Source organism: Rhizobium sp. Root1203, from assembly GCF_001424945.1.
GTDB lineage: Bacteria > Pseudomonadota > Alphaproteobacteria > Rhizobiales > Rhizobiaceae > Rhizobium.
In genome coordinates this window covers 199497-222780 of record NZ_LMCW01000001.1, presented here as the reverse complement: position 1 = coordinate 222780, position 23284 = coordinate 199497, and the positions used below count along the sequence as shown (strand labels likewise).

At 61.3% G+C, this 23284-nt stretch carries 19 protein-coding genes and 1 tRNA gene; 6 read left to right on the top strand and 14 right to left on the bottom strand.

The window, feature by feature from the left end; translation table 11 throughout:
- Window positions 1-333: 333 nt before the first annotated feature.
- Together rirA and ASC97_RS01125 are read right to left on the bottom strand one after the other, a co-directional pair.
- Entirely contained in the window at window positions 334-816 is a 483-nt protein-coding gene (rirA, locus tag ASC97_RS01130; protein ID WP_057466515.1) for an iron-responsive transcriptional regulator RirA, read from the bottom strand.
- Window positions 817-987: 171 nt separating this feature from the next.
- On the bottom strand, window positions 988-2484 hold the full coding sequence (locus tag ASC97_RS01125) for a CoA-acylating methylmalonate-semialdehyde dehydrogenase (RefSeq protein WP_057466514.1): 1497 nt from the start codon (window positions 2482-2484) through the stop codon (window positions 988-990).
- Between the two features lie 111 nt (window positions 2485-2595).
- Between ASC97_RS01125 and ASC97_RS01120 the strand changes: the two genes are divergently transcribed.
- The gene (locus ASC97_RS01120; protein ID WP_057466513.1) at window positions 2596-3477 is read left to right on the top strand and encodes a LysR family transcriptional regulator; all 882 of its coding nucleotides are present in this window, start codon (window positions 2596-2598) and stop codon (window positions 3475-3477) included.
- A gap of 4 nt (window positions 3478-3481) precedes the next feature.
- Here the strand turns inward: ASC97_RS01120 and ASC97_RS34545 are convergent, their stop codons facing one another.
- From ASC97_RS34545 to ASC97_RS01110, 3 genes are all read right to left on the bottom strand, one after another.
- The gene (locus ASC97_RS34545) at window positions 3482-3628 is read right to left on the bottom strand and encodes a hypothetical protein (protein WP_200959424.1); all 147 of its coding nucleotides are present in this window, start codon (window positions 3626-3628) and stop codon (window positions 3482-3484) included.
- 71 nt (window positions 3629-3699) lie between these two features.
- Window positions 3700-4185: a DUF4174 domain-containing protein gene (locus ASC97_RS01115; RefSeq protein ID WP_057466512.1), complete on the bottom strand. Its 486-nt coding sequence runs from the start codon at window positions 4183-4185 to the stop codon at window positions 3700-3702.
- A 194-nt stretch (window positions 4186-4379) separates the two neighbouring features.
- The gene (locus tag ASC97_RS01110) at window positions 4380-4625 is read right to left on the bottom strand and encodes a helix-turn-helix domain-containing protein (RefSeq protein WP_057466511.1); all 246 of its coding nucleotides are present in this window, start codon (window positions 4623-4625) and stop codon (window positions 4380-4382) included.
- A 394-nt stretch (window positions 4626-5019) separates the two neighbouring features.
- Here ASC97_RS01110 and ASC97_RS01105 point away from each other — a divergent pair, with 394 nt between their 5' ends.
- Window positions 5020-5907, top strand: coding sequence for a universal stress protein (locus ASC97_RS01105; protein ID WP_082529866.1), 888 nt, complete (start codon window positions 5020-5022; stop codon window positions 5905-5907).
- A 94-nt stretch (window positions 5908-6001) separates the two neighbouring features.
- On the opposite strand, the gene ASC97_RS01100 is transcribed toward ASC97_RS01105, so the two are convergent.
- Window positions 6002-6078, bottom strand: a tRNA-His gene (locus tag ASC97_RS01100).
- A gap of 126 nt (window positions 6079-6204) precedes the next feature.
- Window positions 6205-6675: a phasin gene (locus ASC97_RS01095; protein WP_057466510.1), complete on the bottom strand. Its 471-nt coding sequence runs from the start codon at window positions 6673-6675 to the stop codon at window positions 6205-6207.
- Window positions 6676-6862: 187 nt separating this feature from the next.
- Here ASC97_RS01095 and ASC97_RS01090 point away from each other — a divergent pair, with 187 nt between their 5' ends.
- Complete coding sequence (locus tag ASC97_RS01090; protein ID WP_057466509.1) at window positions 6863-10687, top strand: ATP-binding protein; 3825 nt, start codon at window positions 6863-6865, stop codon at window positions 10685-10687.
- Between the two features lie 222 nt (window positions 10688-10909).
- On the opposite strand, the gene ASC97_RS01085 is transcribed toward ASC97_RS01090, so the two are convergent.
- Window positions 10910-12862 carry an acetoacetate--CoA ligase gene (locus ASC97_RS01085; protein WP_057466508.1) on the bottom strand — a complete coding sequence of 651 codons (1953 nt, stop codon included), beginning with the start codon at window positions 12860-12862 and terminating at the stop codon, window positions 10910-10912.
- Between the two features lie 157 nt (window positions 12863-13019).
- On the opposite strand from ASC97_RS01085, the gene ASC97_RS01080 reads away from it, so the two are divergent.
- Window positions 13020-14900 (top strand): AsmA family protein, encoded by a 1881-nt coding sequence (locus tag ASC97_RS01080; RefSeq protein ID WP_057466507.1) that lies wholly within the window; start codon window positions 13020-13022, stop codon window positions 14898-14900.
- Here the strand turns inward: ASC97_RS01080 and ASC97_RS01075 are convergent, their stop codons facing one another.
- From ASC97_RS01075 to ASC97_RS01055, 5 genes are all read right to left on the bottom strand, one after another.
- Complete coding sequence (locus ASC97_RS01075) at window positions 14901-15719, bottom strand: ABC transporter permease (protein ID WP_057466506.1); 819 nt, start codon at window positions 15717-15719, stop codon at window positions 14901-14903.
- Window positions 15720-15722: 3 nt separating this feature from the next.
- On the bottom strand, window positions 15723-16634 hold the full coding sequence (locus ASC97_RS01070; RefSeq protein WP_057466505.1) for an ABC transporter permease subunit: 912 nt from the start codon (window positions 16632-16634) through the stop codon (window positions 15723-15725).
- Between the two features lie 3 nt (window positions 16635-16637).
- Window positions 16638-17780, bottom strand: a complete 1143-nt coding sequence (locus ASC97_RS01065; RefSeq protein WP_057466504.1) for an ABC transporter ATP-binding protein — start codon at window positions 17778-17780, stop codon at window positions 16638-16640.
- Window positions 17781-17865: 85 nt separating this feature from the next.
- Window positions 17866-18963, bottom strand: coding sequence for a polyamine ABC transporter substrate-binding protein (locus ASC97_RS01060; RefSeq protein WP_057466503.1), 1098 nt, complete (start codon window positions 18961-18963; stop codon window positions 17866-17868).
- Window positions 18964-19091: 128 nt separating this feature from the next.
- Complete coding sequence (locus ASC97_RS01055) at window positions 19092-20504, bottom strand: helix-turn-helix domain-containing protein (RefSeq protein ID WP_057466502.1); 1413 nt, start codon at window positions 20502-20504, stop codon at window positions 19092-19094.
- Between the two features lie 193 nt (window positions 20505-20697).
- Here ASC97_RS01055 and aceA point away from each other — a divergent pair, with 193 nt between their 5' ends.
- Both aceA and ASC97_RS01045 read left to right on the top strand, forming a co-directional pair.
- Window positions 20698-21987: an isocitrate lyase gene (gene aceA / locus ASC97_RS01050; protein WP_057466501.1), complete on the top strand. Its 1290-nt coding sequence runs from the start codon at window positions 20698-20700 to the stop codon at window positions 21985-21987.
- Window positions 21988-22024: 37 nt separating this feature from the next.
- Window positions 22025-22261, top strand: coding sequence for an SMc00767 family acetate metabolism repressor (locus ASC97_RS01045; RefSeq protein ID WP_057466500.1), 237 nt, complete (start codon window positions 22025-22027; stop codon window positions 22259-22261).
- A 53-nt stretch (window positions 22262-22314) separates the two neighbouring features.
- On the opposite strand, the gene ASC97_RS01040 is transcribed toward ASC97_RS01045, so the two are convergent.
- Window positions 22315-23184, bottom strand: a complete 870-nt coding sequence (locus ASC97_RS01040) for a LysR family transcriptional regulator (RefSeq protein ID WP_057466499.1) — start codon at window positions 23182-23184, stop codon at window positions 22315-22317.
- Window positions 23185-23284: the final 100 nt, after the last annotated feature.

Below are 23284 nucleotides of genomic sequence, written 5' to 3'. Positions count from 1 at the left end.
TCGTTTCCCAGGTTTGTTCTTTTATAAGTTTTGAGATCCCGGATAGGCACCCGGATCGACGGCAGATGGAACGATATTTATTTGCTGAAATCAACGACCTGTGTGGAAAATTTTTCCAGAGAGGCAACTTTAGTAATTTTCCGCCGAAAATAGGCCGTATTTGGAAATATTCGCATTGAATAAGCCGGGATTTCGTCACATTTGGTATATTTTCGCGCCGTCCGAGCCAAACCGGCAATGGCATGCCAAGAGTTTTTGGCCGAAACCCCAAAAACAAACAACCGCAGACACCCAGGGTGCTGCGGCTGCGTCAAATCCGGCGCTGTTATTGCGTCAGGCGGCCGGAGCCGCCACCGGCGGCTTGCGATATGCCTGTTCGCCCGTGATGCCGAGGAGGAAATTGATCTGCGGCCGCGCCTTCACGAGGTCGTCGATGGAATACTGCGCGAGCACGTCGAAGAATGCATTCAACGCCTTGCGCAGAGCCGAATTCAGTCCGCAGCTGTCAACCAGCGGGCATTCGACCATGCCGTCGTCCTCGAAGCATTCCGCCATCGCGAAGCTGTCTTCGGTCACGCGCACCACGTCGAAAAGGCTGATATCCTTGGCGGGTTTGCCGAGGCGAACGCCGCCGTTGCGGCCACGCACCGTTTCCACCAGCCCCGCCTTGTTCAGCGGCTGGAGGATCTTGAACAGGAAGAGTTCGGAGACACCATAGGCCTTGGCAATCTCCGGGATGCGGCTCAGATATCCATCATTGGCAGCGCAGTACATCAACATGCGAACCGCATAGTTGGTCTGTTTCGTCAAACGCATGCCGATCTCCAGAATCGTTCTCGTTGAGAACTGTATATAGTGGCTTTGATAGTTTTGAACAATTCCAAAATATGAAAATCATATTCATCTTATGTGAGGCGGATTGCCACTGTTTCAAACGAAACCGGGCCCCCTGCGGAGCCCGGTTCCAAAGCCAGCCGGTTGCAGGCCTTACTTCATCGTCGGCATGACGAATTCGGCTCCGTCCTTGATGCCCGAGGGCCAACGGCTTGTGACCGTCTTGGTGCGGGTCCAGAACTTGATGGAGTCCGTGCCGTGCTGGTTCAAGTCGCCGAAAGACGAGGACTTCCAGCCGCCGAAGGAGTGGTAGGCGAGCGGAACCGGGATCGGCACGTTGACGCCGACCATGCCGATATTGATGCGCGAGGCGAAGTCGCGGGCGGCATCGCCGTCGCGCGTGTAGATCGCGACGCCATTGCCGTACTCGTGCTTCATCGGCAGTTCCAGGGCTTCCTCGTAGTTCTTGGCACGGACGACCGATAGAACCGGTCCGAAGATTTCGGTCTTGTAGATATCCATATCCGGGGTGACATTGTCGAACAGGCAGCCGCCGACAAAGTGGCCATTTTCATAGCCCTGCAGCTTGAAATCGCGGCCGTCGACGACAAGATCGGCGCCTTGCTCGACGCCCTTGTTGATCAGCCCGAGAATGCGCTCCTTGGCTTCCTTGGTGACGACAGGACCCATGTCGGCCTTTTCGTCGGTGTAGGGGCCGATACGCAGGCTTTCGACCATCGGCGTCAGCTTCTGGATCAGGCGGTCCGCGGTTTCCTTGCCGACGGGAACGGCAACCGAGATCGCCATGCAGCGTTCGCCGGCCGAGCCGTAGCCCGCACCCATCAGGGCGTTTGCAGCCTGGTCGAGGTCTGCGTCCGGCATGATGATCATGTGGTTTTTGGCGCCGCCGAAGCACTGCGCACGCTTGCCGTTCATTGCAGCCGTGCCATAGACATAGCGGGCGATCGGCGTCGAGCCGACGAAGGAGACGGCCGAGATATCCGGATGCGTCAGGATCGCATCGACGGCTCCCTTGTCGCCGTTGACGACGTTGAGGATGCCGGCCGGCAGGCCCGCCTCGATCATCAGTTCGGCAAGGCGGATCGGCACGGACGGATCGCGCTCCGAGGGCTTCAGGATGAAGGCGTTGCCGCAGGCGATGGCCGGCGCGAACATCCACATCGGGATCATGGCCGGGAAGTTGAACGGCGTGATGCCGGCGCCGATGCCGACGGCCTGGCGGATCGAATACATGTCGATGTTCGGGCCAGCACCTTCGGTAAACTCGCTCTTGGCGAGGTGCGGAATGCCGATCACGAACTCGCAGACTTCGAGGCCGCGGATGACATCGCCCTTGGCGTCCTCAATCGTCTTGCCATGCTCCCTGGAGAGAAGCTCGGCCAGTTCGTCCATGTTTTCGTTCAGCAGCTGCACGAACTTCATGAAGACGCGCGCACGGCGCTGCGGGTTGGTGGCTGCCCACTTCGGCTGCGCGGCCTTGGCGTTCTGAACGGCCGCATCCAGTTCAGCCTCGCTTGCCAGCGCGACGGTCGCCTGCACTTCGCCCGTTGCCGGATTGAAGACGTTGCTCGTACGGCCGCTGGTGCCAGCGACATGCTTGCCGCCAATGAAATGACCGATCTCACGCATGGATGTGCCTCCTCTTGATTTATTGGATGGCGAACAATCGCACTTCAATTTGCACAAATCAATGAGCTGATATAATCAACCGTTGTGCAAAAATTAAAGCCGGAGGTCGCTTTGGACTGGGACGATGTGCGCATGTTCCTCGCTGTAGCCCGGACAGGACAGATACTTGCCGCCTCGAAGCGGCTCGGCGTCAATCATGCGACACTGAGCCGGCGCGTCACCACACTGGAAGAAAGGCTCAAGACACGGCTGCTCGTGCGGCGTACCAACGGCTGCGAGCTGACGGCAGAAGGCGAGATCTTCCTGCACGCCGCAGAACGGATGGAAACAGAGATGCTGCGTGCGCAGGCAAGCCTGGGCCATCTCGACAGCACTATTGCCGGCACGGTGCGCATCGGCGCACCCGACGGTTTCGGCGTCTCGTTTCTCGCGCCGCGCCTCGGACAATTGATCCAGCGTCATCCGGAGCTGCGGATCCAGCTCGTGCCGGTGCCGCGTTCCTTTTCGCTCTCGCAGCGCGAAGCGGACATTGCGATCACGCTGGAGCGACCGGAACAGGGGCGCCTGGTCTCGTCCAAGCTGACCGACTATACTCTGGGGCTCTATGCGTCACGGCACTACCTGCATACCCACGGCGCGCCCTCCGACATCGACGCGCTGAAGACGCATCCGCGAATTGGCTACGTCGAGGACCTGATCTTTACGGCATCGCTCAATTTCTCCTCCTCCGTCATGCGCAGTTGGGATGCGTCGTTCGAAATCTCCACGGCCATCGGCCAGACCGAGGCCGTCCGCTCAGGCGCCGGCATCGGCATCCTGCACGACTATATCGCCCGTCACTATCCCGAACTGATCCGCATACTGCCGGAGGTTTCGATCCAGCGTGCCTACTGGACGACCTATCACGAAAGCGCCCGCGACCTCGTCCGCGTCCGCACCGTGGTCGACTTCCTGCAGGAACTGGTCGGCGCCGAGCGGCATATCTTCCTCTGAGACCTCAGGCGTGCTTGGCAGGCGCGTCGTTTTCGTCGGGATTGGGATTCGGCAGCTCATCCGGCAACACGTCGGGCTCCGGCTCCTTGATGGGTGGCTCCGGGACCCGGCCTGGCGGCAGCGGGGGAATCGGTTCGTTGGGCACGGACATGCTCTACTCCTTGCCGTTCTCCGACCTCACGACAGAGTTGATGGTTCGGCCGGACGGCTTCGACTGCGCCTTCAATCAGGCGAGGACTTGTCGGATGCGGCGCCCTCCGCAGCGCGCATCGGCATGGCGTCGATGATCGCAAAGAGCTCTGCGCTGCTGATCGGTTCATGCACGTTGAGCTTGACCGTGCCGTCCTTCCCGACGAGCACGGCGGCGAATTCTCCGGTCTGGGGATCACCGCTGGCCTGGTTGGCTTCGCTGCCTGGGGCGGCAGCAAGGTCCCGGGCAATCGCCTCGGCGTCGAGCGCCTCGCCAGCACCAAACAGCACTCGCACGTTCCCACCGACGACTTTCAGGAGCACTATATCCCGCTCAGCAAGCGCCGATCGATTGGCGAGCAGCTGGTTTTCCTGGCGCGCGGACCGGGCATTGTCGCGATCGGCGAAGATAACGATGACGCGGTTCTTCCACTGGAATTGTTCGAGACTTGCGGCAGCTGCATATGCGACGTTCGTCTCGTCCACCTTGGTCGCGCCGTATAGAAGCGTTTTCGACATTTTATTCTCCCGTCCAGAGGCAAACGCCGGACCGGCAGGAGCGGTTCCATTTTCAGGCCCCAGAAATCAAAAACGAAGCCGGGGGACACCACGGCTTCGAGCGACAATCAACAGGAATACAACGGAACTTCGGCGTCTGACCGCCAGAGGCGGGGCCAGCCGGGGAAACCCCTGCCGGCCCAGCAAGCCTACGATCACTCTGGAATGAACGCCGTCAGCGGCATCTGCAACGCGGCAGCGATACGCTTCAGCTTGGCAGGATCCGTATCCTCGCCATTCTCGACCTCCTGGATCTCGCTCACGAGGAGACCGCAGGTGACCGCAAGATCGTCGACGCTGTAGCCGATGGCCTCTCGTGCCGCCCTAATTGCGGCCGAGGCGTGGATTGCGGAAACAGCCTCTACGTTGGATTTATCCAGATTGTTGAGCGAAATGGACATTAAAGTCTCCTTCTAAAATCACTCTGAATTCACCCCCGGGCGGAAAATGGCATTCTCGATCACATTTTGCAACGCAATATAACCAAATCCTGGTGAAGCAGGGCGTATCAGGGTGTGTCGGCTTAAGTAGACACCGATTTTCGGATTGCAACCTTCGCCTGGGGCGGCAACGCACAATCTGGCCGCGGCAAGCGTTCGAGAGCGACGTCATCTGCATCGAAGCGACCCGTCGGGCGTGCACACTTCAAGTATTTTCAGGGCTCTAGCGACAACGGGATGACGTTGCGACTTGCACGATGCAGGAGTAGAATCACTGACGTCGCGGCCCGTCGTGATGATAGAGCAAAACCAGCCATTGACCAATACGGGCGATACGACATCGAGCAGGTCCGCCATGTTCAGCAGCGAAATCAGACCGCCTACGAGCGGGACAGCCATCGGAACCGGTGGCTATCCCAGTCCCTCGACGAACCACGCCGACGTCCTGGCATTGTTGCCGGATCCGGAAACCGCAAAGATCTGCCTGGATATTGCCGAGGACGCGGCGGAGGCTGTGCACGGCAGCATGGCCGCCGCTCACGTCGGGGCGAGGCCACTGGGCATGATCGTCTCTCCGGAGGAAATCGACCTGCAGATGCTGAGGGATCTTGCCGAAGGCACGTCCCTGCAGCGTTTCGAACTGGTCAACCGGATCTTCCAAAGCTGGAGGCGCGGCGGTCCCGACCGCAGGGAGCTGCTCATGGACGATTGCCGCGGCGATCTCGACCGCTGCGTCGCGATCCAATGTCATGAGAGCGCGCTTGTGGTTTCTCCGTGCCATGGCAATCTGGACGCGCGCGACGCCTTCCACGCCATTATCTTCAACGAGCGCAAGCTCGTGCTTGTGCCGCCGCCGGGCAGATACGCCGGACACCTGCTGGGTCATGTGGTGATCTGCTGGAAGCCGCACCACCATGCAAGAAGTGCCGTGATCGCGGCGAAACGCTGGCTGGCCGCCGCCGACCGGATCACCGTTCTCTGCGTCAACGACACCGCCGACGGCACGTACCAGAAGACGGCAAAGGAGCTGCTGGCTGAACTCGGGCTTCAGGCACCCGTCGTTGCGCTGCGGGCTGAAAACAGATCGGTCGGCGAAACCATCCTGGATTTCGCGCGGTCGGAGAGCGCGACCTGCCTGCTGATCGGCGCCTTCAAGCACAGCTATTTCCTGGAGCTTCTCCTCGGCCGCGTCACCCGCTACCTGCTGTCGCGCGCAACGATACCGCTGATGATGAAGCATTGACCGGACATGCGGGCGGATATCGCAGCGGCGCGGTTCAAGAAGACGAACGCTGCTGCTGTCCGCTTATGCCGAAAATCTCATCCCGTGGAAGAAATGGTACGGTTGGGGGGTCTCGAACCTCCGACCTCAGGTGCCACAAACCTGCGCTCTAACCAACTGAGCTACAACCGCACAAATCGCGCTTGGCGCGACGGGGCTCACATACGAGGACTTGAAAATTAATTCAAGCCCTATCTCCCCTCAATATACAAAAAGGCCGGACATAGGGTCCAGCCTTTTGTGGTCTTGGGGACAGGATCAGGCAGCCTTGAAGGACGCCATGACCTTTTCAGCCGCTTCCTTGGAAGGCTGGGCAAGCTTCTCGGCAACCTGCTTGGAGGTTTCCTGCATCGCCTTTGCCTGCTCGATCGTCAGTTCAGCCTGCTTGCGCAGGAAGGTCGTCTGCAGCTCGAAGAATTCGGCTACGGACTTGACGGACAGCAGTGCGTCGAGGTGCGTCAGGGAGTTTTCGGCATTGGTGCGAAGGGCTTCGATCGCCTTGTGGCCAATTTCGGCGGCACCAGCCTGTGCGGTCTGCACGGTGGTTTCAAGCGTCTTGCTGGCTTCTTCGCCGGCAACCTTCATCTTGGCGAAGGCGTCGCGGGACTGCAGTGCGCCCTTTTCGGCGAAATCGCGGAACGAGTCAGCGAATTTCGAAGGGTCCAAAGAAGAGATAGAGAAAACGTCGTCGATCTTCGCCACGGTTTTGCGCTCCTTGTGTCTCGGCATCTTGATTGCCTCGTTCGTTCGGTAGCTATTATATAGACGAGTTTATTGTGCATTGCAACATATTTGTGCGACGCACAAGGCGTTAACCTTTCCAGCCGAAACCCGGCCTGTCTGCTGGACCCTTTTCAGACCTGTCGTTATTAATAGACCGTTAATTCGCCAATCTCCGAAGACTAAAGGTTCAATCATGCCCGCAGTCCAGTATCCGTTCATCGATATCGCCGTGCATCCCCGTGTGCGCGAGCGTTTCTCTCGTGGCGACGCGCTGGTGCTGTTCTCGGCGGACCTCTCCCGTGCGCTATGGGCGAACGGTGCGGGAGCGGAACTGTTTGGGCAATCGGCTGTCTATGACCTGCTGGAACAGGGCATCAATCGCACCGACATCACCTTTCGGCAACTGGAAGCAACGGCGCACTCGCTGGACGGTGTCGGCGGAAGCCGCAATTTCATGATCCGCATCGCTCAGGGCTTTCAGCGCATTCCGGCGCAGGCGGCGGTTGAATTGATTGGGCTTTCATCCGGCGAACAGGCAATCCTGCTGTCCCTGCCCTTCTCGTCCAGCCCTTCCTCGAACGAGCAATCTGCCGCACAGATGCTGAAGGGGCTCGACGATCCGGATACTCACATGGCGGTGATCGGCGGCGACGGCGAGATCATCGCGGCATCGGCAGGCTTCGCCTCTCTCGGCGTTACGCGGCAGACGGCGAAGGCGCTGACGACGCTCGCCGCCGAGCATCCGCACGGATTGGTGAAACGCCCGGTGGCGACCGGCAAGGGCTACCTTCCGGCCGCTGTCGGGCGAATCAGCGACAACCCTGCCCTCAACCTCCTGTTCGCCGTGGAGACCGTTCTCGGGCGGCTCGACCCGCTCGACGAACCGGATTTATCCACAACCGCCGTTAACCATACTGCCGCGCCGACGGCTCCTGCCTTTGCCGACGCGATCGATGCCATCGCCGGGATCGAAGACCTCGACGACGCGCCCGAGGAGAGCATCGCTGCCGATGCGGATGCCGCGGAGGCGTCGGCCATTGCCGAAGAGGCACTGGACGCCGAGCCCTTGCGCGAGGAGGCCGAGACCGCCGAACAGTCTGATATCGATTCAGGCCAGTCGACGGCAGATCAGCCAGCCCCGCTTCCGCCGGCCTCGGATCAGCCGGCCTCCGTTCAACCGGGCGGCGACGATGCGACGGAGCCGTTCGATGAGCCGGAGGCGCAGATCGCCCCTGAGCCAGAAGTGGAAAGCCCTGCTGCCGGAGCGGCCGACGCACCGATGGCTGCCGCACAGGACGTGAGAGACGCCTACCCTGTCACGGAAGAGGCAGCTCAGGACGTGCCTCAAGACGGCCCATCCGCAACCACCGTTGAACCGGTGCCGGCAGTTACCGCTGCCAACGACAAGGGCGAATTCGTCTTCAACCCGAACAGCCGGGCGACCCGCTTCGTCTGGAAGATCGATGCGGAAGGGCGCTTCAGCGAGGTTTCCGGCGAATTTGCGGACGCGGTCGGCCCGCATTCCGCTGATATCATCGGCGTCGCCTTCAGCGATATCGCTGCGCTCTTCAACCTCGATCAGGAAGGCAAGATCGCAGAAGCACTGGCACGCCGCGATACCTGGTCCGGCAAGACGATCAACTGGCCGATCGAGGGAACGAGCCTTGCCGTACCGGTCGATCTCGCCGCTCTGCCGACCTACACGAGAAGCCGGGAATTCGACGGTTTTCGCGGCTTCGGCGTCGTTCGCCTGTCTGACGCGGCGGAAGACCCCCTGGCGCTTGGCCTGACATTCGGGCCGCATGACATCGCATCCGACGCGGTCGCGGTCGATGAACCGACCGATCTGGCCGAAGAGGAGACGACCGCGCCTGCGCAACAGGAAGAGACCGCTCCTGCTCCATCCGCGAGCGCCGAGCCCGAGACCGCAGAGCCCGAGACCGCAGAGCTTTCGGCCGACGAAGACACGGTCATGCCGGACGAACCCGCAGAAAGCGCGGCCGCCGCCGAACCCGAGCCAGTCTTGCCCCTGCCCGAGCCAGTCTTGCCGCAAGCTGAACCAGTCTTGCCGCAAACCGAGCCCACGTTGCCACGTGCCGAGCCTCCTGCATTGCGGCTTGTCGAGAGCCCGAGCCGGCGCCTGACCGACAAGATCGTTCAGCTCCACGGGGCAGGACCGGGTCTGACATCGGCCGAACAGGCGAATTTCCACGAGATTGCCAAGCGCCTTGAAGCCTTCGGCGTACGCGCCGAGGAAGAAGCTGCGCCCAGCGGCAGCGTGACCAAGGCGGAGACGGCGGCAGCTGTCGAGCCCGATGAGGTCGCGGACGAGATCGTCGAACAGGCTGCTGAGCCGGCAGGCGAGGAAGAGGCGCTACTCGAAGCAGTGGCTGCCGCCGAACCCTCTCCGCCGGAGGAACCCGCCGACGAAGGCGTCACCGAAGGCCTTGAAGAAACCGCCAGCCAGATGGACATACTGGCAAGCTTCATCCCGCCCCGGGTGAAGATGACCGACGGGTTTTCCGCCAGGATGATCGACCAGCTCCCGGTCGCCGTTCTTATCCATGCCGGCGACCAGCTGATCCATGCCAATCCGGAGTTCATGCGAATGACCGGTTATTCTTCGCTGGAGGAGCTGTCCGACGTCGGCGGCATCGACGCGCTGCTGCAGCGGCATGACCTCGAAGAGAAGGTCGGACGCCCGGGTGCGATGGTGCTGGTAACCGTCGACGACAGGCTCGTTCCGGTCACCGCACGGCTGCAATCCATTCGCTGGGAGGAGTCGAGTGCGCTCATGCTTGCGCTGATGCCTGTCGAGAACGACGCTTCGGTGCCTGCCCGCGATATGTCCCCGGCAGAATCACGGACCGCGGACCGGATGATCGAGAAGGTCGCCAAGCTTCAGGTCGAGGTCGAGGAACTGCGGTCGATCCTGGAGACGGCGACCGATGGTGTCGTCGTGATCGGCGCCGACGGCGACATACGCTCGATGAACCGCTCGGCCAGCGCGCTGTTCAACTACGACGAGGAGGAGACACGCGGCAAGCCTTTCGTCATGCTGTTTGCCCATGAGAGCCAGAAGGCGGTGCTGGACTATCTGAACGGCCTGACCGGCCATGGCGTCGCCAGCGTACTCAACGACGGCCGCGAAGTGATCGGCCGCGAGGCGGCAGGCGGGTTTGTGCCGCTGTTCATGACGATGGGCCGCCTGACTTCCTCGAGCGGCTATTGCGCCGTCATCCGCGACATCACCCAGTGGAAGCGCACCGAAGACGAACTGCGCGGCGCCAAGAGCGCTGCGGAGACCGCCAATGCGCACAAGACCGATTTTCTCGCACGCGTCAGCCACGAGATCCGGACGCCGCTCAACGCCATCATCGGCTTTTCCGACATGATGGCCGGCGAGCGTTTCGGGCCGATCGGCCATCCGCGCTATGTCGAGTATGCGAACGACATCGGGCGCTCCGGTCGGCACGTTCTCGACATCGTCAACGATCTGCTCGACATTTCGAAGATCGAAGCGGGCGAGATGGATCTGGATTTCGGAGCCATCAGCCTCAACGAGGCAATTTCCGAGGCCGTGGCCCTGCTGCAGCCGCAGGCAAACAGCCAGCGCGTTATCATCCGCACGGCCTTGTCGCATGCCGTCCCTGATGTCGTCGCAGACTTGCGCTCCATCAAGCAGATCGCCCTGAATATCCTCTCGAACTCGATCCGCTTCACACCCTCGGGCGGCCAGATCGTCGTGTCGACGTCCTACGAGACGAACGGCAGCGTCGTCCTTCGCATCCGCGACACCGGTGTGGGCATGACCCGCAGCGAGCTCGACCAGGCGATGAAGCCCTTCCGCCAGGTCTCGACCCAATCGCGCCACCGGGGGGAAGGCACTGGGCTCGGCCTGCCGCTGACCAAGGCAATGGTCGATGCCAACCGGGCGATCTTCGCCATCAGCTCGACGCCGAACGAAGGCACGCTTGTGGAAATTGCATTTCCGTCGCAGCGGGTCCTGGCAGTCTGAACGAAAAAAGGCAGCCCCAGGGGCTGCCTAAAAGTTGGGTGCTGTTCAACAAGGGCTTAGTCGATTCAACGTCATGTTTCGGGAGCCAGAGCTCCAAGCTGCCTCGTTCATATGCAGCCCCAAGGTACATTCACCTTTGACGAACGTTTCTTAACGAAAGGTTGCCGGACACCGGAATCTCTCGAAGGTAAAAGATTGTAGTTTCGCTAAGACTTTAGCGGATCACACACGCAATTCCTCGAGCCCGGAATAGAGTTCAAGAGCCTCCGGGTTTGCCAGCGCCTCCCTGTTCTTCACCGGCCGTCCATGCACGATTTCGCGAACCGCGAGTTCGACGATCTTGCCCGACTTGGTGCGCGGAATGTCGCCGACGGCGATGATCTTGGCGGGCACGTGGCGCGGCGACGCGCCGGTGCGAATGCGGGCCTTGATCTCTTTTGCGAGATCGTCGGTCAACGAAACCCCCCGCGCAAGGCGAACGAAGAGAATGACGCGGACGTCGTCGTCCCACTCCTGGCCGATGCACAGCGCCTCGGTGACCTCGTCCATCTGTTCGACCTGATTGTAGATCTCCGCCGTCCCGATCCGCACGCCGCCCGGGTTGAGCGTTGCATCGGAACGGCCATGGATGACGATGCCGTCATGTTCCGTCCATTCGGCGAAATCGCCGTGGCACCAGACATTGTCGAACCGTTCGAAATAGGCCGCCCGGTATTTTGCGCCGCCCGGGTCATTCCAGAACATGACAGGCATTGCGGGGAAAGCCCTGGTACAGACGAGCTCGCCTTTTTCCCGGCGTACGGACCTGCCCTCATCGTCCCAGACATCGATGGCAAGACCGAGCCCCGGTCCCTGTATCTCGCCGCGCCAGACCGGCTGCAGCGGATTGCCGAGAACGAAGCAGGAGACGATGTCGGTGCCGCCGGAAATCGACGCCAGCTGCACATCCTCCTTGATGCCCTCGTAGACGAAGGAGAAGCCTTCCGGCGACAGGGGGGAACCCGTGGAGGTCATCAGCCGCAGGCTGGAGAGATCGTGCGTGGTGCGCGGCGTCAGCCCGGCCTTGCGCACGGCATCGATATACTTCGCCGACGTGCCGAAGACCGCAAATTTCTCGTCCTCCGCATAGTCGAAAAGCACGTTGCCGTCGGGTGCGAAGGGCGAGCCATCGAAAAGGCACAGCGTCGCGCCGACCGCAAGGCCACTTACCAGCCAATTCCACATCATCCATCCACAGGTGGTGAAGTAGAACAGCTTCTCGCCGGGCTGCAGGCCGCAATGGAGGCGATGCTCCTTCAGGTGCTGCAACAGTGTGCCGCCGGCAGAGTGGACGATGCACTTCGGCACACCGGTCGTTCCGGAAGAAAACAGGATGTAGAGCGGATGCGAAAACGGCAGAGGTACAAACTCGACGGGTCCCGATGCGAAAGGTGCGATGAAATCTTCGAGCGTCGCCGCGCCTGGCGTACCGCGCGCAACCGCACTCGCATCGCCGGCATAGTGGACGACGACGCAAGGACACCCGAGGCTCCCCGCCACCGCCGTCACCTTAGCCTTCACATCCTGCAGCTTGCCGCCGTACCAATAGGCATCGCAGGCGACGAAAAGTCTGGGCTCGATCTGCCCGAAACGGTCGAGCACACCCTGCTCGCCGAAATCGGGGGAGCAGGACGACCAGGTCGCGCCGATCGAAGCGGCTGCGAGCATGAATGCCACCGTCTCCGGCATGTTCGGCATCATGGCGGCCACGCGATCTCCCGGACCGATACCCTGCGCACGCAACGCCTGCTGGAGCCTGGACACGAGGTTGCGCAGCCGATCCCAGGTCCAGCGGTCGACGACCTTGTCCTCGCCGCGGAAAATGATGGCTTCGCCCGCTCCGTCGCCGGACAGCAGGTTCTCGGCGAAGTTCAACGTCGCATCCGGGAAAAACCGTGCATCGAGCATCGCGTCGCCATCGACCAGCGCGCGGGCGCCACGATCGCCCCTGACGTCGCAGAAATCCCAAATCGCGGTCCAGAAACTCTCCCGCTCGGCGACAGACCATGCGTGCAGATCGGCGTAGCTTGCCAACGAAAGCCCGCAATCGCGATTGCATGCCTGCATGAAATGATAGATGGGGCTTGCCTCGATCAAGGCTCGCGAAGGCGTCCAAAGTGGCTTATCGTCACGCATGCGAACATCTCCCATTCTATACTTATATATTATGCAATAGTGCCTCGTAAGGTGGTCACCAGAGCATGGCCTGCTATGGATTTGCAAGTACCTCACATTTGATATATCCGGCATTTCAGTACATTAACGGGCGAGCGCCGAAAGACGGACGAAACTGATGGGCACGTCTCGACAACCGCAGTGGCGAAGAAAAATCCGGCCCGTTTCCCGCTGGTTGCCGGGCATTGCGAGACTTGCAACAATCTCATTGATCGTCGTGCTGACGACTTTCGTCGCCCTTCGCGTCGCCGGCCCCTATCTCATTTCGACAGGTCTCGTTCGCTCGGGCATCGAAGACGCCCTGTCCAAGTGGATCGGCTACGACGCCGAGATCGCGGGAAGGCCTGTCGTCGAATTCTGGCCGACGCCGCGTATCACGCTCAGCGGGATTTCGGTCCGCCAGAAGAGCCGCGACAAGAAGCTGCTTGGAACGATCGAAAGCCTGTCCGCCGAATTCAACCTGATTGATGCCATCCGGGGAAAGGCGAGCTTCCATGAATTCCATCTGCTGCGTCCCCATCTGCTGCTGACCCGCGAAAGCAGCGGCATGATCGACTGGACCAACGAAGGGCTGTTGGCGAAGGCTATCGCCGGCGCGGACGAGCAAGGCGGTGAAGAAGTGCTCCTCAAGGAGCTCGACGCTGAGATCGGCACCATCACGGTCGAAGACGGAACGCTCGACGTCGCCGACGTTGCCAGCGGCAGGACCTACCGCTTCGACGGCGTGACCGCCGACATCAATTGGCCGAGACTGTCAAATCCGATCGGCGCGATCCTGATCGCCCGGACAAACGGCCTGGACCTGAAGCTCGACTTTGCCTCCCGTAGTCCCCTGCTGGTCTTCGGCGGCAGACGCGGGCCGTTCAAGGCGTCGCTGACATCCAATTTGCTGACCGCGCGTTTCGACGGGGTGGCGAACATCTCCCATCTCTTCGACCTGTCTGGCGCAATGGCACTCGGCATTCCCGATCTGCCGGCGTTGTTGACCTGGTCGGGCAGATCGCTGCCGGGCATACCCACGTTGAAAGCTTTTTCCCTCGAGAGCGACATCGTGTCGGCCGCAAACGGATTCCGCTTCGACAATGTCAGCCTCGGCATGAACGGGGCGAGCGCACGGGGCGCGATGGACGTAACGTTCCGGCCCGGCAAGCGGCCCAAGCTCGGCGGAACGCTTGCGTTCGACCAGATGAACTTCAAGTCGCTTTTCGACGCCTTCGCGCTTCGTCTTGCGGCCGGCGAGGACAACGGACCGCCGGACGGCGGTGCGCTGCAGAAGCTCGACCTCGACCTCAGGCTTTCCGCCAAACAGGGTGATATCGAACCCTTCGTGCTATCGGATGTCGGGGCAAGCATCATCGTCTCCAGCAATGAGGCGAAATTCGATATCGGCGACAGTCAGTTCGAGGGTGGCGCGCTCACAGCCCACCTGGAGGCGATGCGTGGCGACTTCGACGGCGGCGGCAGGCTTCAGGTGTCGATCCGCGGCGCCAATTTTGCCGGCCTGATCGAACGCCTGCAGCTCAAGGGGCCACTGCCTCTGGCCACCGGCTCGCTCGATCTGTCGATCCGCACAGCTCTGCCCCTCTGGAAAACGGGGCCTGCCGATGTCACCGGCACCATCGGCTTCCACGCGCTTTCCGGGTCGATCCCGGGCTTCGACGCGGAAGCCGTGCGCACCGAAGCCGCGAAAGGCGCGTTCTTCGCGCTGAATGCCGTTTCGCATCGGGCGTTTTCATTCGGTAAATTCGACATCAATGCCGATCTCGCCGACGGCGCGGCGGAGATACGCAACGGCCGCATCGAAGGCCTCGCGGAGACGATCACCCTGTCAGGGATCATTCCTTACAAATCCGGCGGGCTGGCCCTCTCCGGGCGGATCGAGGCAACCGATCCGACACAGGTAGCAGACTTTCCACCGTTGCCGTTTTTCGTCGGAGGTTCCTGGCCGGACCCTGTGCTCTCAACCATGCCCGTCGACCATCAGGATGCTCCGCGGTAGTCACGGGGCATTGGCGGCAGCCCGCTCGTCGCGCTGCCGCTGCAGCTCGCGCCGCTTGGTGACGGTCGAGGCGCAGATGACCCCGATCGTGACGACTCCGATCAGAAGCGTGCAGACGGCGTTGATCTCCGGGGTCACGCCAAGACGCACCTGGCTGTAGATTTTCATCGGCAGCGTCGTTGCCCCCGGACCCGAGGTGAAGCTCGCAATCACGAGATCGTCGAGTGACAGCGTGAAGGCGAGGATCCAGCCGGACAGGACTGCCGGCGCGATGATCGGCAACGTCACCTCGAAAAAGGTACGGACGGGCGGCGCACCGAGATCCATAGCGGCCTCCTCGATCGACTGATCGAAGCTCACGAGACGCGACTGCACGACGACGGCCACGAAACACATGGTGAGCGTCGTGTGCGCCAGGGTGATGGTCCAGAAGCCACGGTCCAGTCCGATTGCGACGAAGAGCAGCAGCAGCGAGAGCCCTGTTATCACCTCCGGCATCACGAGCGGCGCATACACCATGCCCGAAAAGAGCATCCGGCCGCGGAAGCGCGTGTAACGCACAAGCGTCAGAGCCGCGAGGGTCCCGAGGATCGTTGCGGCGGTGGCCGAGAGGACGCCCACCCGCACGGTCACCCAGGCAGCATCGAGCAAGGCCTGATTGTGGAACAGCGACGCGTACCACTTCGTCGAAAAGCCGCCCCAGACGGTGACCAGCTTCGACTCGTTGAACGAAAACACGACGAGCAGCACGATCGGCAGGTAGAGGAAGGCAAAGCCGAGCGCGACGGAGGCGATGTTGAAACGGGTCCATTTCAGCATGGTCTACTTCCCCTGTTCATCGGCTTTGGCTTGCACATTCTGGAAGAAGACGATCGGGATCACCAGGATCAGCAGCAGGATCGTGGCCACCGCCGAAGAGACGGGCCAGTCGCGGTTTGAATTGAACTCGTTCCACAGGGTCTTGCCGATCATCAGCGTCTGAGACCCCCCGAGGAGGTCGGGAATGACGAATTCGCCGACGGCCGGAATGAACACCAGCATGCAGCCGGCGACGACGCCCGGAAGCGAGAGCGGGAAGGTCACGCGCCAGAAGGCCGTGATCGGCGGGCAGCCGAGATCCTGCGCGGCTTCGATCAGCGTGCCGTCCATCTTTTCCAGCGAGGAGTAAAGCGGCAACACCATGAACGGCAGGTAGGAGTAGACGATGCCGATATAGACCGCGACATTGGTATTCAGGATGATCAGCGGACTGTCGATGACATGCAGGGACAGGAGGAGCTGATTCAGCAGGCCTTCCGGCTTGAGGATGGCGATCCAGGCGTAGACCCGGATCAGGAAGCTTGTCCAGAAGGGCAGGATAACCAGCATCAGCAGCGTCGGGCGGATGCTGCGCGGTGCCTGCGCCATGCCATAGGCAATCGGATAAGCGATAAGCAGCGTCAGGAACGTCGAGACACCGGCAATCACCACGCTCGAAATATAGGCGTTGAGGTAAAGCGGATCGTCTATGAGGTAGCTGTAGTTGTCGAAGGAGAAGGTCGCCATCTTCTGCCACATACCGGCCCAGCCGTCGGCAAGCGAGAAGGCCGGCTCATAGGGCGGCATGGAGATCGCCGTCGTCGACAGCGAAATGCGGAAAACGATGAAGAACGGCGCCAGGAAGAAAAGCAGCAGCCAGACGTAGGGGACGATGATGACGAGGCGATTGTAAATGGCGGAACCAAGTTTGCCCATGTTTCAATCCTTGAGCAGGACGCCGGCGTCCTCGGCGAAGGTGATCCAGACTTCCTGATCGTAGGTGAACGGGTCGTCGACGGCACGCTGGGCATTCAGCTGCGATGCCTTCACCACCTTGCCGCTTTTCAGCTTCACATGAAAAACCGTCATGTCGCCGAGATAGCCGATGTCCCAAAGCTCGCCGGATGCGGCGTTGACGGTGGGGTTTGCCGGCGGCGTACGCGTTACCCTCATCTTTTCCGGCCGGATTGCGAAGCCTGCGGCGCTGCCGAGCGGTGGGGCGTCGCCGGCCGCAACCTTGATCGAAAAGCCGCTGTCCACCGCGATCTCGGTCGTGCCGCCGCTTGCGGAGGCTACCTTGCCGTCGAAAATATTCACGTCGCCGATGAAGTCTGCCACGAAGCGCGAGTTCGGCGCCTCGTAGATTTCGGCAGGCGTTGCGACCTGGATGACCTTGCCGTGGCTCATGACCGCGATGCGGTCGGCCATCGTCATGGCCTCTTCCTGGTCGTGGGTGACGACGACGAAGGTGAGGCCGAGATTTTGCTGCAGGTCCATCAGTTCGAACTGCGTTTCCTCGCGCAGCTTCTTGTCGAGCGCACCGAGGGGCTCGTCCAGCAGCAGCACCTTCGGACGCTTTGCCAGCGACCGGGCAAGCGCCACGCGCTGCCGCTGACCGCCGGAGAGCTGGTTGGGCTTGCGGGAGGCGAATTTCTCCAGCTTGACCATTTTCAGCATCTGCAGCACACGCTCGGCGATCTCGTCCTTCTGCATGCCGTCCTGTCGCAGGCCGAAGGCAATGTTCTTTTCGACCGTCATGTGCGGGAAGAGCGCATAGGACTGGAACATCATGTTGACCGGCCGCTTGTACGGGGGGGTGCCTGCCAGATCGGTTCCGTCAAGGATGATTTCGCCCGATGTCGGCTGCTCGAAACCCGCAAGCATGCGCAGCAGCGTAGACTTGCCGCAGCCGGACGCGCCGAGCAGTGCGAAGAACTCGCGGTGATAGATATCGAGGGAGAGATCGTCGACAGCCGTGAAATCGCCGAAGCGTTTGGTGACGTTCCTGACCGAAATAAACGGCTTGGCTGCCGGATCGGCCCAAGGCGCAAACGAACGGCGAATATTGCCGAGTGATTTCATGATTGTTCCCCGAATGACTTAGCAGGACCGGCACGACCGCCTAAAGAAAATGCCCGAACCTGGGGGTTCGGGCAGATCCAGCGTTTTATTGACCGGTAACGACCGTGGTCCACAATCGCGTCACCACCCTCTGCGCTTTTGCGTCGAGCGGCGGAACGGTGAAGAGTTTCGCCATGACCTCAGGTGTCGGATAGATCGCCGTATCGTCGATCACTTCCTTGTCCAGGAGCGGCTGGGAGGCCTTGTTGCCGTTGGCGTAGAACACATAGTTCGAGGCCTTGGCGGCGACTTCCGGCTTCATCATGTAGTTGATGAACTCGTGCGCCTCCGCCACATGCGGTGCATCGGCGGGAATGCCGAATACGTCGAAGAATATCTGCGCGCCCTGTGAGGGAACCGAGTAGCCGATCGACACGCCGGCGTTTGCTTCGGACGCCCGGTCGCGCGCCTGGAACACGTCTCCGGAGAAGCCGAGAGCGATGCAGATGTCGCCGTTGGCGAGCGCGCTGATGTATTCGGACGAATGGAATTTGCGGACGAAGGGACGGACGGCCATCAGCACATCCTGCGCCTTCTTTAGGTCAGCAGCGTCAGTGCTGTTCGGGTTCAGACCGAGATAGGCCAGTACCGAAGGGATGACGTCGGTCGGCGAATCCAGCATGTAGATGCCGCAATCCTTGAGCTTGGCCGCCTTGGCGGGATCGAACAATGCGTCCCAGTTCGGCTTCTCGTCGGTGCCGAGCGCGGCCTTGACCTTGTCGACATTGTAGCCGATGCCCGTCGTGCCCCACATGTAGTCGACGCTGTATTCGTTGCCCGGATCGAACGACGCGACGCCCTTGGTGACGACGTCCCACATGTTCACCAGGTTCGGCAGCTTGGACTTGTCCAGCTTCTGGTAGACGCCGGCTGCGATCTGGCGCTGCATGAAGGAGACCGTCGGCACGACCACGTCGTAGCCCGTGCCGCCGGCGAGCAGCTTGGCTTCCAGCGTCTCGTTGGAATCGAAGGTGTCGTAAACGACCTTGATGCCGGTTTCCTTGGTGAAATCTTCAAGGATCGAGCTGTCGATATAATCGGACCAGTTGTAGACGTTGACGACACGCTCCTGGGCAATGGACGGCGTAACCGAAAGCCCGGCCACGATGGCCGTGGCCGCAAGCCGTGCGATTGTTGACCTCATGCTATCTCCTGCTTTTTTGTTAGGACATCAGCTTGTTGCGGACGCCATCCCTCTGGTTTTATGAGCAGACTAGAAAGGATTTCGGGAGCCGACAAGCGTAAAATCCTGCAGTCTCAATGATTTCATACTCATTGAAAATCAAAGCTGCTCAGCCCGGCAACCATCTCATCCAGACCGAGCGGCCGCGTGACCGGCGGCTCGGCACGCGAGAGGCAGCCGCGGCGCTCGCAAAGGCGACACGCCGGCCCGACAGCAACGAGGGGCTGGGCGGAAACTGCCTGGCCGTAAACGGCGCCCTCGCCGAGCGACGCATCGCAACCCACCAGAAGGGCTGTCCGCCGAATCCGCTCGCCGAACGGCGCGCTCGGCCCTTCAAGCGTCCGCGAGACCGTGAGGTAACGCGCGCCATCCGGCATCTCGACCACCTCCGCCAGAATCTGGCCCGGCTGGAGAAAAGCGCTGTGCACGTTCAGCTTCGGACAGTTGCCGCCGAAGCGAAGATGCGGGAAGCCCTGCGCGCCTTCACGCCGTAGCCGGTTGCCCGCAGCATCGATCTCCATCAGAAAGAAGGGTATCGCAGATGCGCCGGGGCGCTGCAGCATCGTGAGCCGGGTCGCCGCCTGCGCAAAGGAAACGTTGAAGCGCGCACGAAGGATATCGATGTCGTATCGCGTACCCTGAGCGGCCGAGAGAAAAGACGCGTAGGGCATCGACAGCGCGAGGGCGCCGTACCGGCAAAGCTCGAAACGAGCGATCCTCCTCGCTTCCGGCGTGGAGAGCGCCAATCCCTCCAATTCGGCCAGGATCGTCTCCCGCAATGCCAATGTCGCAACCTCGATGGCGATCTCATGCGCCTGGTCGGCAGCCGACAGGCGCTCGGATACGAAGAGCCGCATCGAGTGACGATCGAAGCGACGCCGCAGATCCGGCATGACATGGACGGGAAGAACGCGAACGCCGATCCCTCGCTCCGCCCGCAGCCACTCCTTCAATGTCGTGGCGAGATCGCGCGCGTCAGCCAAAGTCGACAGGAAAGCCTCGGCAGCCGCCTCCAACTGCGGGAAACAGGTCGAGCGCCGCTCGAGCACATCGCGAACCTCGTCGGCGGGCAGGCGCGCGCCGGCCAAGGGCAGCTGCCCCTCGCCCCCGGTCAGCGAGGTCAGATCGGACAGACGCGCCGCCTGCTCGCGATACGCACGGTAGAGCTTCACCATGCCGCTCGCGGCATTGGGTGCCGCTTCCGCGACCTCGACCAGTTCCTGATCGCCGGGCAACTCGCCGACCAGCAGCGGATCGGCAAAGATCTCCTTCAACTGGCCCAAACTGCCGCCGCTTTCGCTGCGCAATTCTTCGAGATCGACCCTGTAGACAGCCGACAGCTTGAGAAGCAGCTGTACGGTCAAGGGACGCTGGTTGCGCTCGATCAGGTTGAGGTAGGAGGGGGAGATATCCAGCGCCTCCGCCATCGCCGACTGAGTGACCCCAAGGCCGTTTCTGATACGCCGAACTTTTGGGCCGGCAAAGATCTTGCGCTCAGCCATGTGACAAGCCTTTACAGATTCGCAGATACAGATCTTTTACAATAATTGACAATTTTACCGAAGTCATTTGTCAAGGCCTTTGCATCTAAACCCGTTTCACGGCGCCCTTCCTGATATAGATGTGGTCTTTTCCCGCCATTTTGTAAATCCTGTCAATCAGCCGATTGGCAATCATTTCTGAATGGAGGAATAAATGACAGACTTTGACAAGCTGCACCGCAACCTGCCCGCCGGTCGTTTCGACGGGATCGAGCGCCCGTATTCGGCTGAGGACGTCAAACGGCTCCGCGGTTCGGTGGAGCTTCGCCATTCGCTTGCCGAGATGGGCGCCAATCGCCTCTGGCAGCTGCTGCATCAGGACGACTTCGTCAATGCGCTCGGCGCGCTCTCGGGCAACCAGGCCATGCAGATGGTCCGCGCCGGGCTGAAGGCGATCTATCTCTCCGGCTGGCAGGTTGCTGCCGATTCCAACACGGCCTCGGCCATGTATCCGGACCAGTCGCTCTATCCGGCCAATGCCGGCCCAGAGCTTGCCAAGCGCATCAACCGGACGCTTCAGCGCGCCGATCAGATCGAGACATCGGAGGAGAACGGGCTTTCGGTCGAGACCTGGTTCGCGCCGATCGTGGCCGACGCCGAAGCCGGCTTCGGCGGCCCGCTGAATGCCTTCGAGATCATGAAGGCCTATATCGAGGCGGGAGCTGCCGGCGTCCACTTCGAGGACCAGCTGGCATCGGAGAAGAAATGCGGCCACCTCGGCGGCAAGGTCCTGATCCCGACCGCAGCTCATATCCGCAACCTCGATGCAGCTCGCCTTGCAGCCGATGTCATGGGCGTCCCGACGCTCGTCATCGCCCGGACCGACGCGGAAGCGGCAAAGCTGCTGACCTCCGATATCGACGAGCGCGACCAGCCTTTCGTCGACTACGACGCCGGGCGCACGGTCGAGGGGTTCTACCAGGTGCGCAGCGGCCTTGAACCTTGCATCGCGCGCGCGGTTGCCTATGCGCCGCATTGCGACCTGATCTGGTGCGAGACCTCGAAGCCCGACCTTGAACAGGCACGCCGGTTTGCCGAGGGAGTGCACAAGGTCCACCCCGGCAAACTGCTCGCCTACAACTGCTCGCCGTCGTTCAACTGGAAGAAAAACCTCGACGACGCGACGATCGCGAAGTTCCAGCGGGAACTCGGCGCCATGGGCTTCAAGTTCCAGTTCATCACGCTGGCCGGTTTCCACCAGCTGAACTTCGGCATGTACGAGCTCGCCCGAGGCTACAAGGACCGGCAGATGGCAGCCTATTCCGAGCTGCAGCAAGCCGAGTTCGCAGCCGAGATCAACGGCTACACGGCGACCAAGCACCAGCGCGAGGTCGGCACCGGGTACTTCGATGCCGTTTCGATGGCAATCACCGGTGGCCGTTCTTCGACCACGGCAATGCATGAATCGACCGAGCATGCACAGTTCAAACCAGCAGCAGAGTAGTCCAATCCAGAACGATCGAACCAAGGAGGAGAATGCCATGCCTACGCTCGCACGCGTCAAGGAACGCGCTGAAGAACAGTCGACCTGCATGACCCCGGACCAGCAGAGCACAATCCGCATGCTCGCCAACGATCTGCATCGCCTGAACCAGTCCGTGATGAAGGCCGTCGATGCCGGCGTTTCGGTCGAGATCGTACGCTCGGCGCGACACCACGGCGGCGACGGCAACTGGGGCGACCTGCTGATCCCGGTCATCGTCACCGGCAAAAACTGATCCGCAGAGGGCGGCGTCCAAGCGACGTCGCCTTCCTTCAGGTCCTGGCGCAGCTACTTCCTGGCGCAGCGCTTGCCGGCAATCAGGTCACCATAGCTTCTCAAAAGCTTCGTCATTCGGTCGGCAACGGCACGGATTTCCGGCCGGTGCCGGTCTTCGTTGTTCATGACGATCCACTGCTTGTGGCGCAGTTCCGGCAACTCGTCGCCAAGCCGTTGCAGTTCCGGGTCGAGATCGCCGACAAAACAGGGCAGCACCGCCTTGCCGGCGCCGGCGCGAACCAGTTCCGGCAAAGAGCGGGGCCGGTTGACCATCGCAACGATCGATCCCGCCGCATGGCGGTGCGGCCAGCGAAGATAGTTCGAAATCGCGTCTTCCTCGTTGACGGCGATCCATCGATCTTCCGCCTCCTCGCCATTGCGCCTGACATAGACCGCGTAGGCGACCTCACCGAGCAGGCGGGCGGCGAGGTTGCTTTCCTCGGGTTCAAAAGCGCGGATGCCGATATCGCTTTCGCGATAGTTCAGATTCGCGCGGGCCTCGCCGATCGCGAGGGAAACAGCGAAACTATCGCCCGGCTTGCGAATTGCCGCGAAATTCTCGGTCAGCAGCCAGGCAACCCAGGTGCCGGCCGCAATCCTCACAGTCGCCCCTATCGAGCTTGCCTGGCGCCACGCATCCACTTTGCGCGCCGCAGCTTCCATGTCCTGCAGGTGCTCCAGCAGCGTCTGTCCCTCCGGCGTCAGGCGGTAGCCGGTCTGGCTGCGGGCGAACAGCGCGCGACCGATCTCCTGCTCCAGATCGAGCATGCGACGACCGATCGTCGCCGGGCTGAGGCCGCTGGAGGCACTTGCCCCCGTCAGCCCGCCCAGACGGGAGACCTGGAGGAAAAGTTGGAAGGAGTCCCATTGCGTGCTTTTCATGGGTGAAAAACATAGCCGGTTTTTTCGGGTTTATGAAGCACATTTCGATGAATATCTAAAGTGATGTCTCGACCACATATGAGAGGACATCGACATGCTG

Excerpts from the sequence above, each read along its gene's own strand:
- ASC97_RS01110 (WP_057466511.1), bottom strand. The coding sequence starts at position 4,625 with ATGTCCATTTCGCTCAACAATCTGGATAAATCCAACGTAGAGGCTGTT.
- ASC97_RS01060 (WP_057466503.1), bottom strand. The coding sequence starts at position 18,963 with ATGAGGTCAACAATCGCACGGCTTGCGGCCACGGCCATCGTGGCCGGG.
- ASC97_RS01040 (WP_057466499.1), bottom strand. The coding sequence starts at position 23,184 with ATGAAAAGCACGCAATGGGACTCCTTCCAACTTTTCCTCCAGGTCTCC.
- aceA (WP_057466501.1), top strand. The coding sequence starts at position 20,698 with ATGACAGACTTTGACAAGCTGCACCGCAACCTGCCCGCCGGTCGTTTC.
- ASC97_RS01075 (WP_057466506.1), bottom strand. The coding sequence starts at position 15,719 with ATGCTGAAATGGACCCGTTTCAACATCGCCTCCGTCGCGCTCGGCTTT.
- ASC97_RS01055 (WP_057466502.1), bottom strand. The coding sequence starts at position 20,504 with ATGGCTGAGCGCAAGATCTTTGCCGGCCCAAAAGTTCGGCGTATCAGA.
- ASC97_RS01105 (WP_082529866.1), top strand. The coding sequence starts at position 5,020 with ATGTTCAGCAGCGAAATCAGACCGCCTACGAGCGGGACAGCCATCGGA.
- ASC97_RS01095 (WP_057466510.1), bottom strand. The coding sequence starts at position 6,675 with ATGCCGAGACACAAGGAGCGCAAAACCGTGGCGAAGATCGACGACGTT.
- ASC97_RS01125 (WP_057466514.1), bottom strand. The coding sequence starts at position 2,484 with ATGCGTGAGATCGGTCATTTCATTGGCGGCAAGCATGTCGCTGGCACC.
- rirA (WP_057466515.1), bottom strand. The coding sequence starts at position 816 with ATGCGTTTGACGAAACAGACCAACTATGCGGTTCGCATGTTGATGTAC.
- ASC97_RS01090 (WP_057466509.1), top strand. The coding sequence starts at position 6,863 with ATGCCCGCAGTCCAGTATCCGTTCATCGATATCGCCGTGCATCCCCGT.
- ASC97_RS01080 (WP_057466507.1), top strand. The coding sequence starts at position 13,020 with ATGGGCACGTCTCGACAACCGCAGTGGCGAAGAAAAATCCGGCCCGTT.
- ASC97_RS01070 (WP_057466505.1), bottom strand. The coding sequence starts at position 16,634 with ATGGGCAAACTTGGTTCCGCCATTTACAATCGCCTCGTCATCATCGTC.
- ASC97_RS01115 (WP_057466512.1), bottom strand. The coding sequence starts at position 4,185 with ATGTCGAAAACGCTTCTATACGGCGCGACCAAGGTGGACGAGACGAAC.
- ASC97_RS34545 (WP_200959424.1), bottom strand. The coding sequence starts at position 3,628 with ATGTCCGTGCCCAACGAACCGATTCCCCCGCTGCCGCCAGGCCGGGTC.
- ASC97_RS01065 (WP_057466504.1), bottom strand. The coding sequence starts at position 17,780 with ATGAAATCACTCGGCAATATTCGCCGTTCGTTTGCGCCTTGGGCCGAT.
- ASC97_RS01045 (WP_057466500.1), top strand. The coding sequence starts at position 22,025 with ATGCCTACGCTCGCACGCGTCAAGGAACGCGCTGAAGAACAGTCGACC.
- ASC97_RS01085 (WP_057466508.1), bottom strand. The coding sequence starts at position 12,862 with ATGCGTGACGATAAGCCACTTTGGACGCCTTCGCGAGCCTTGATCGAG.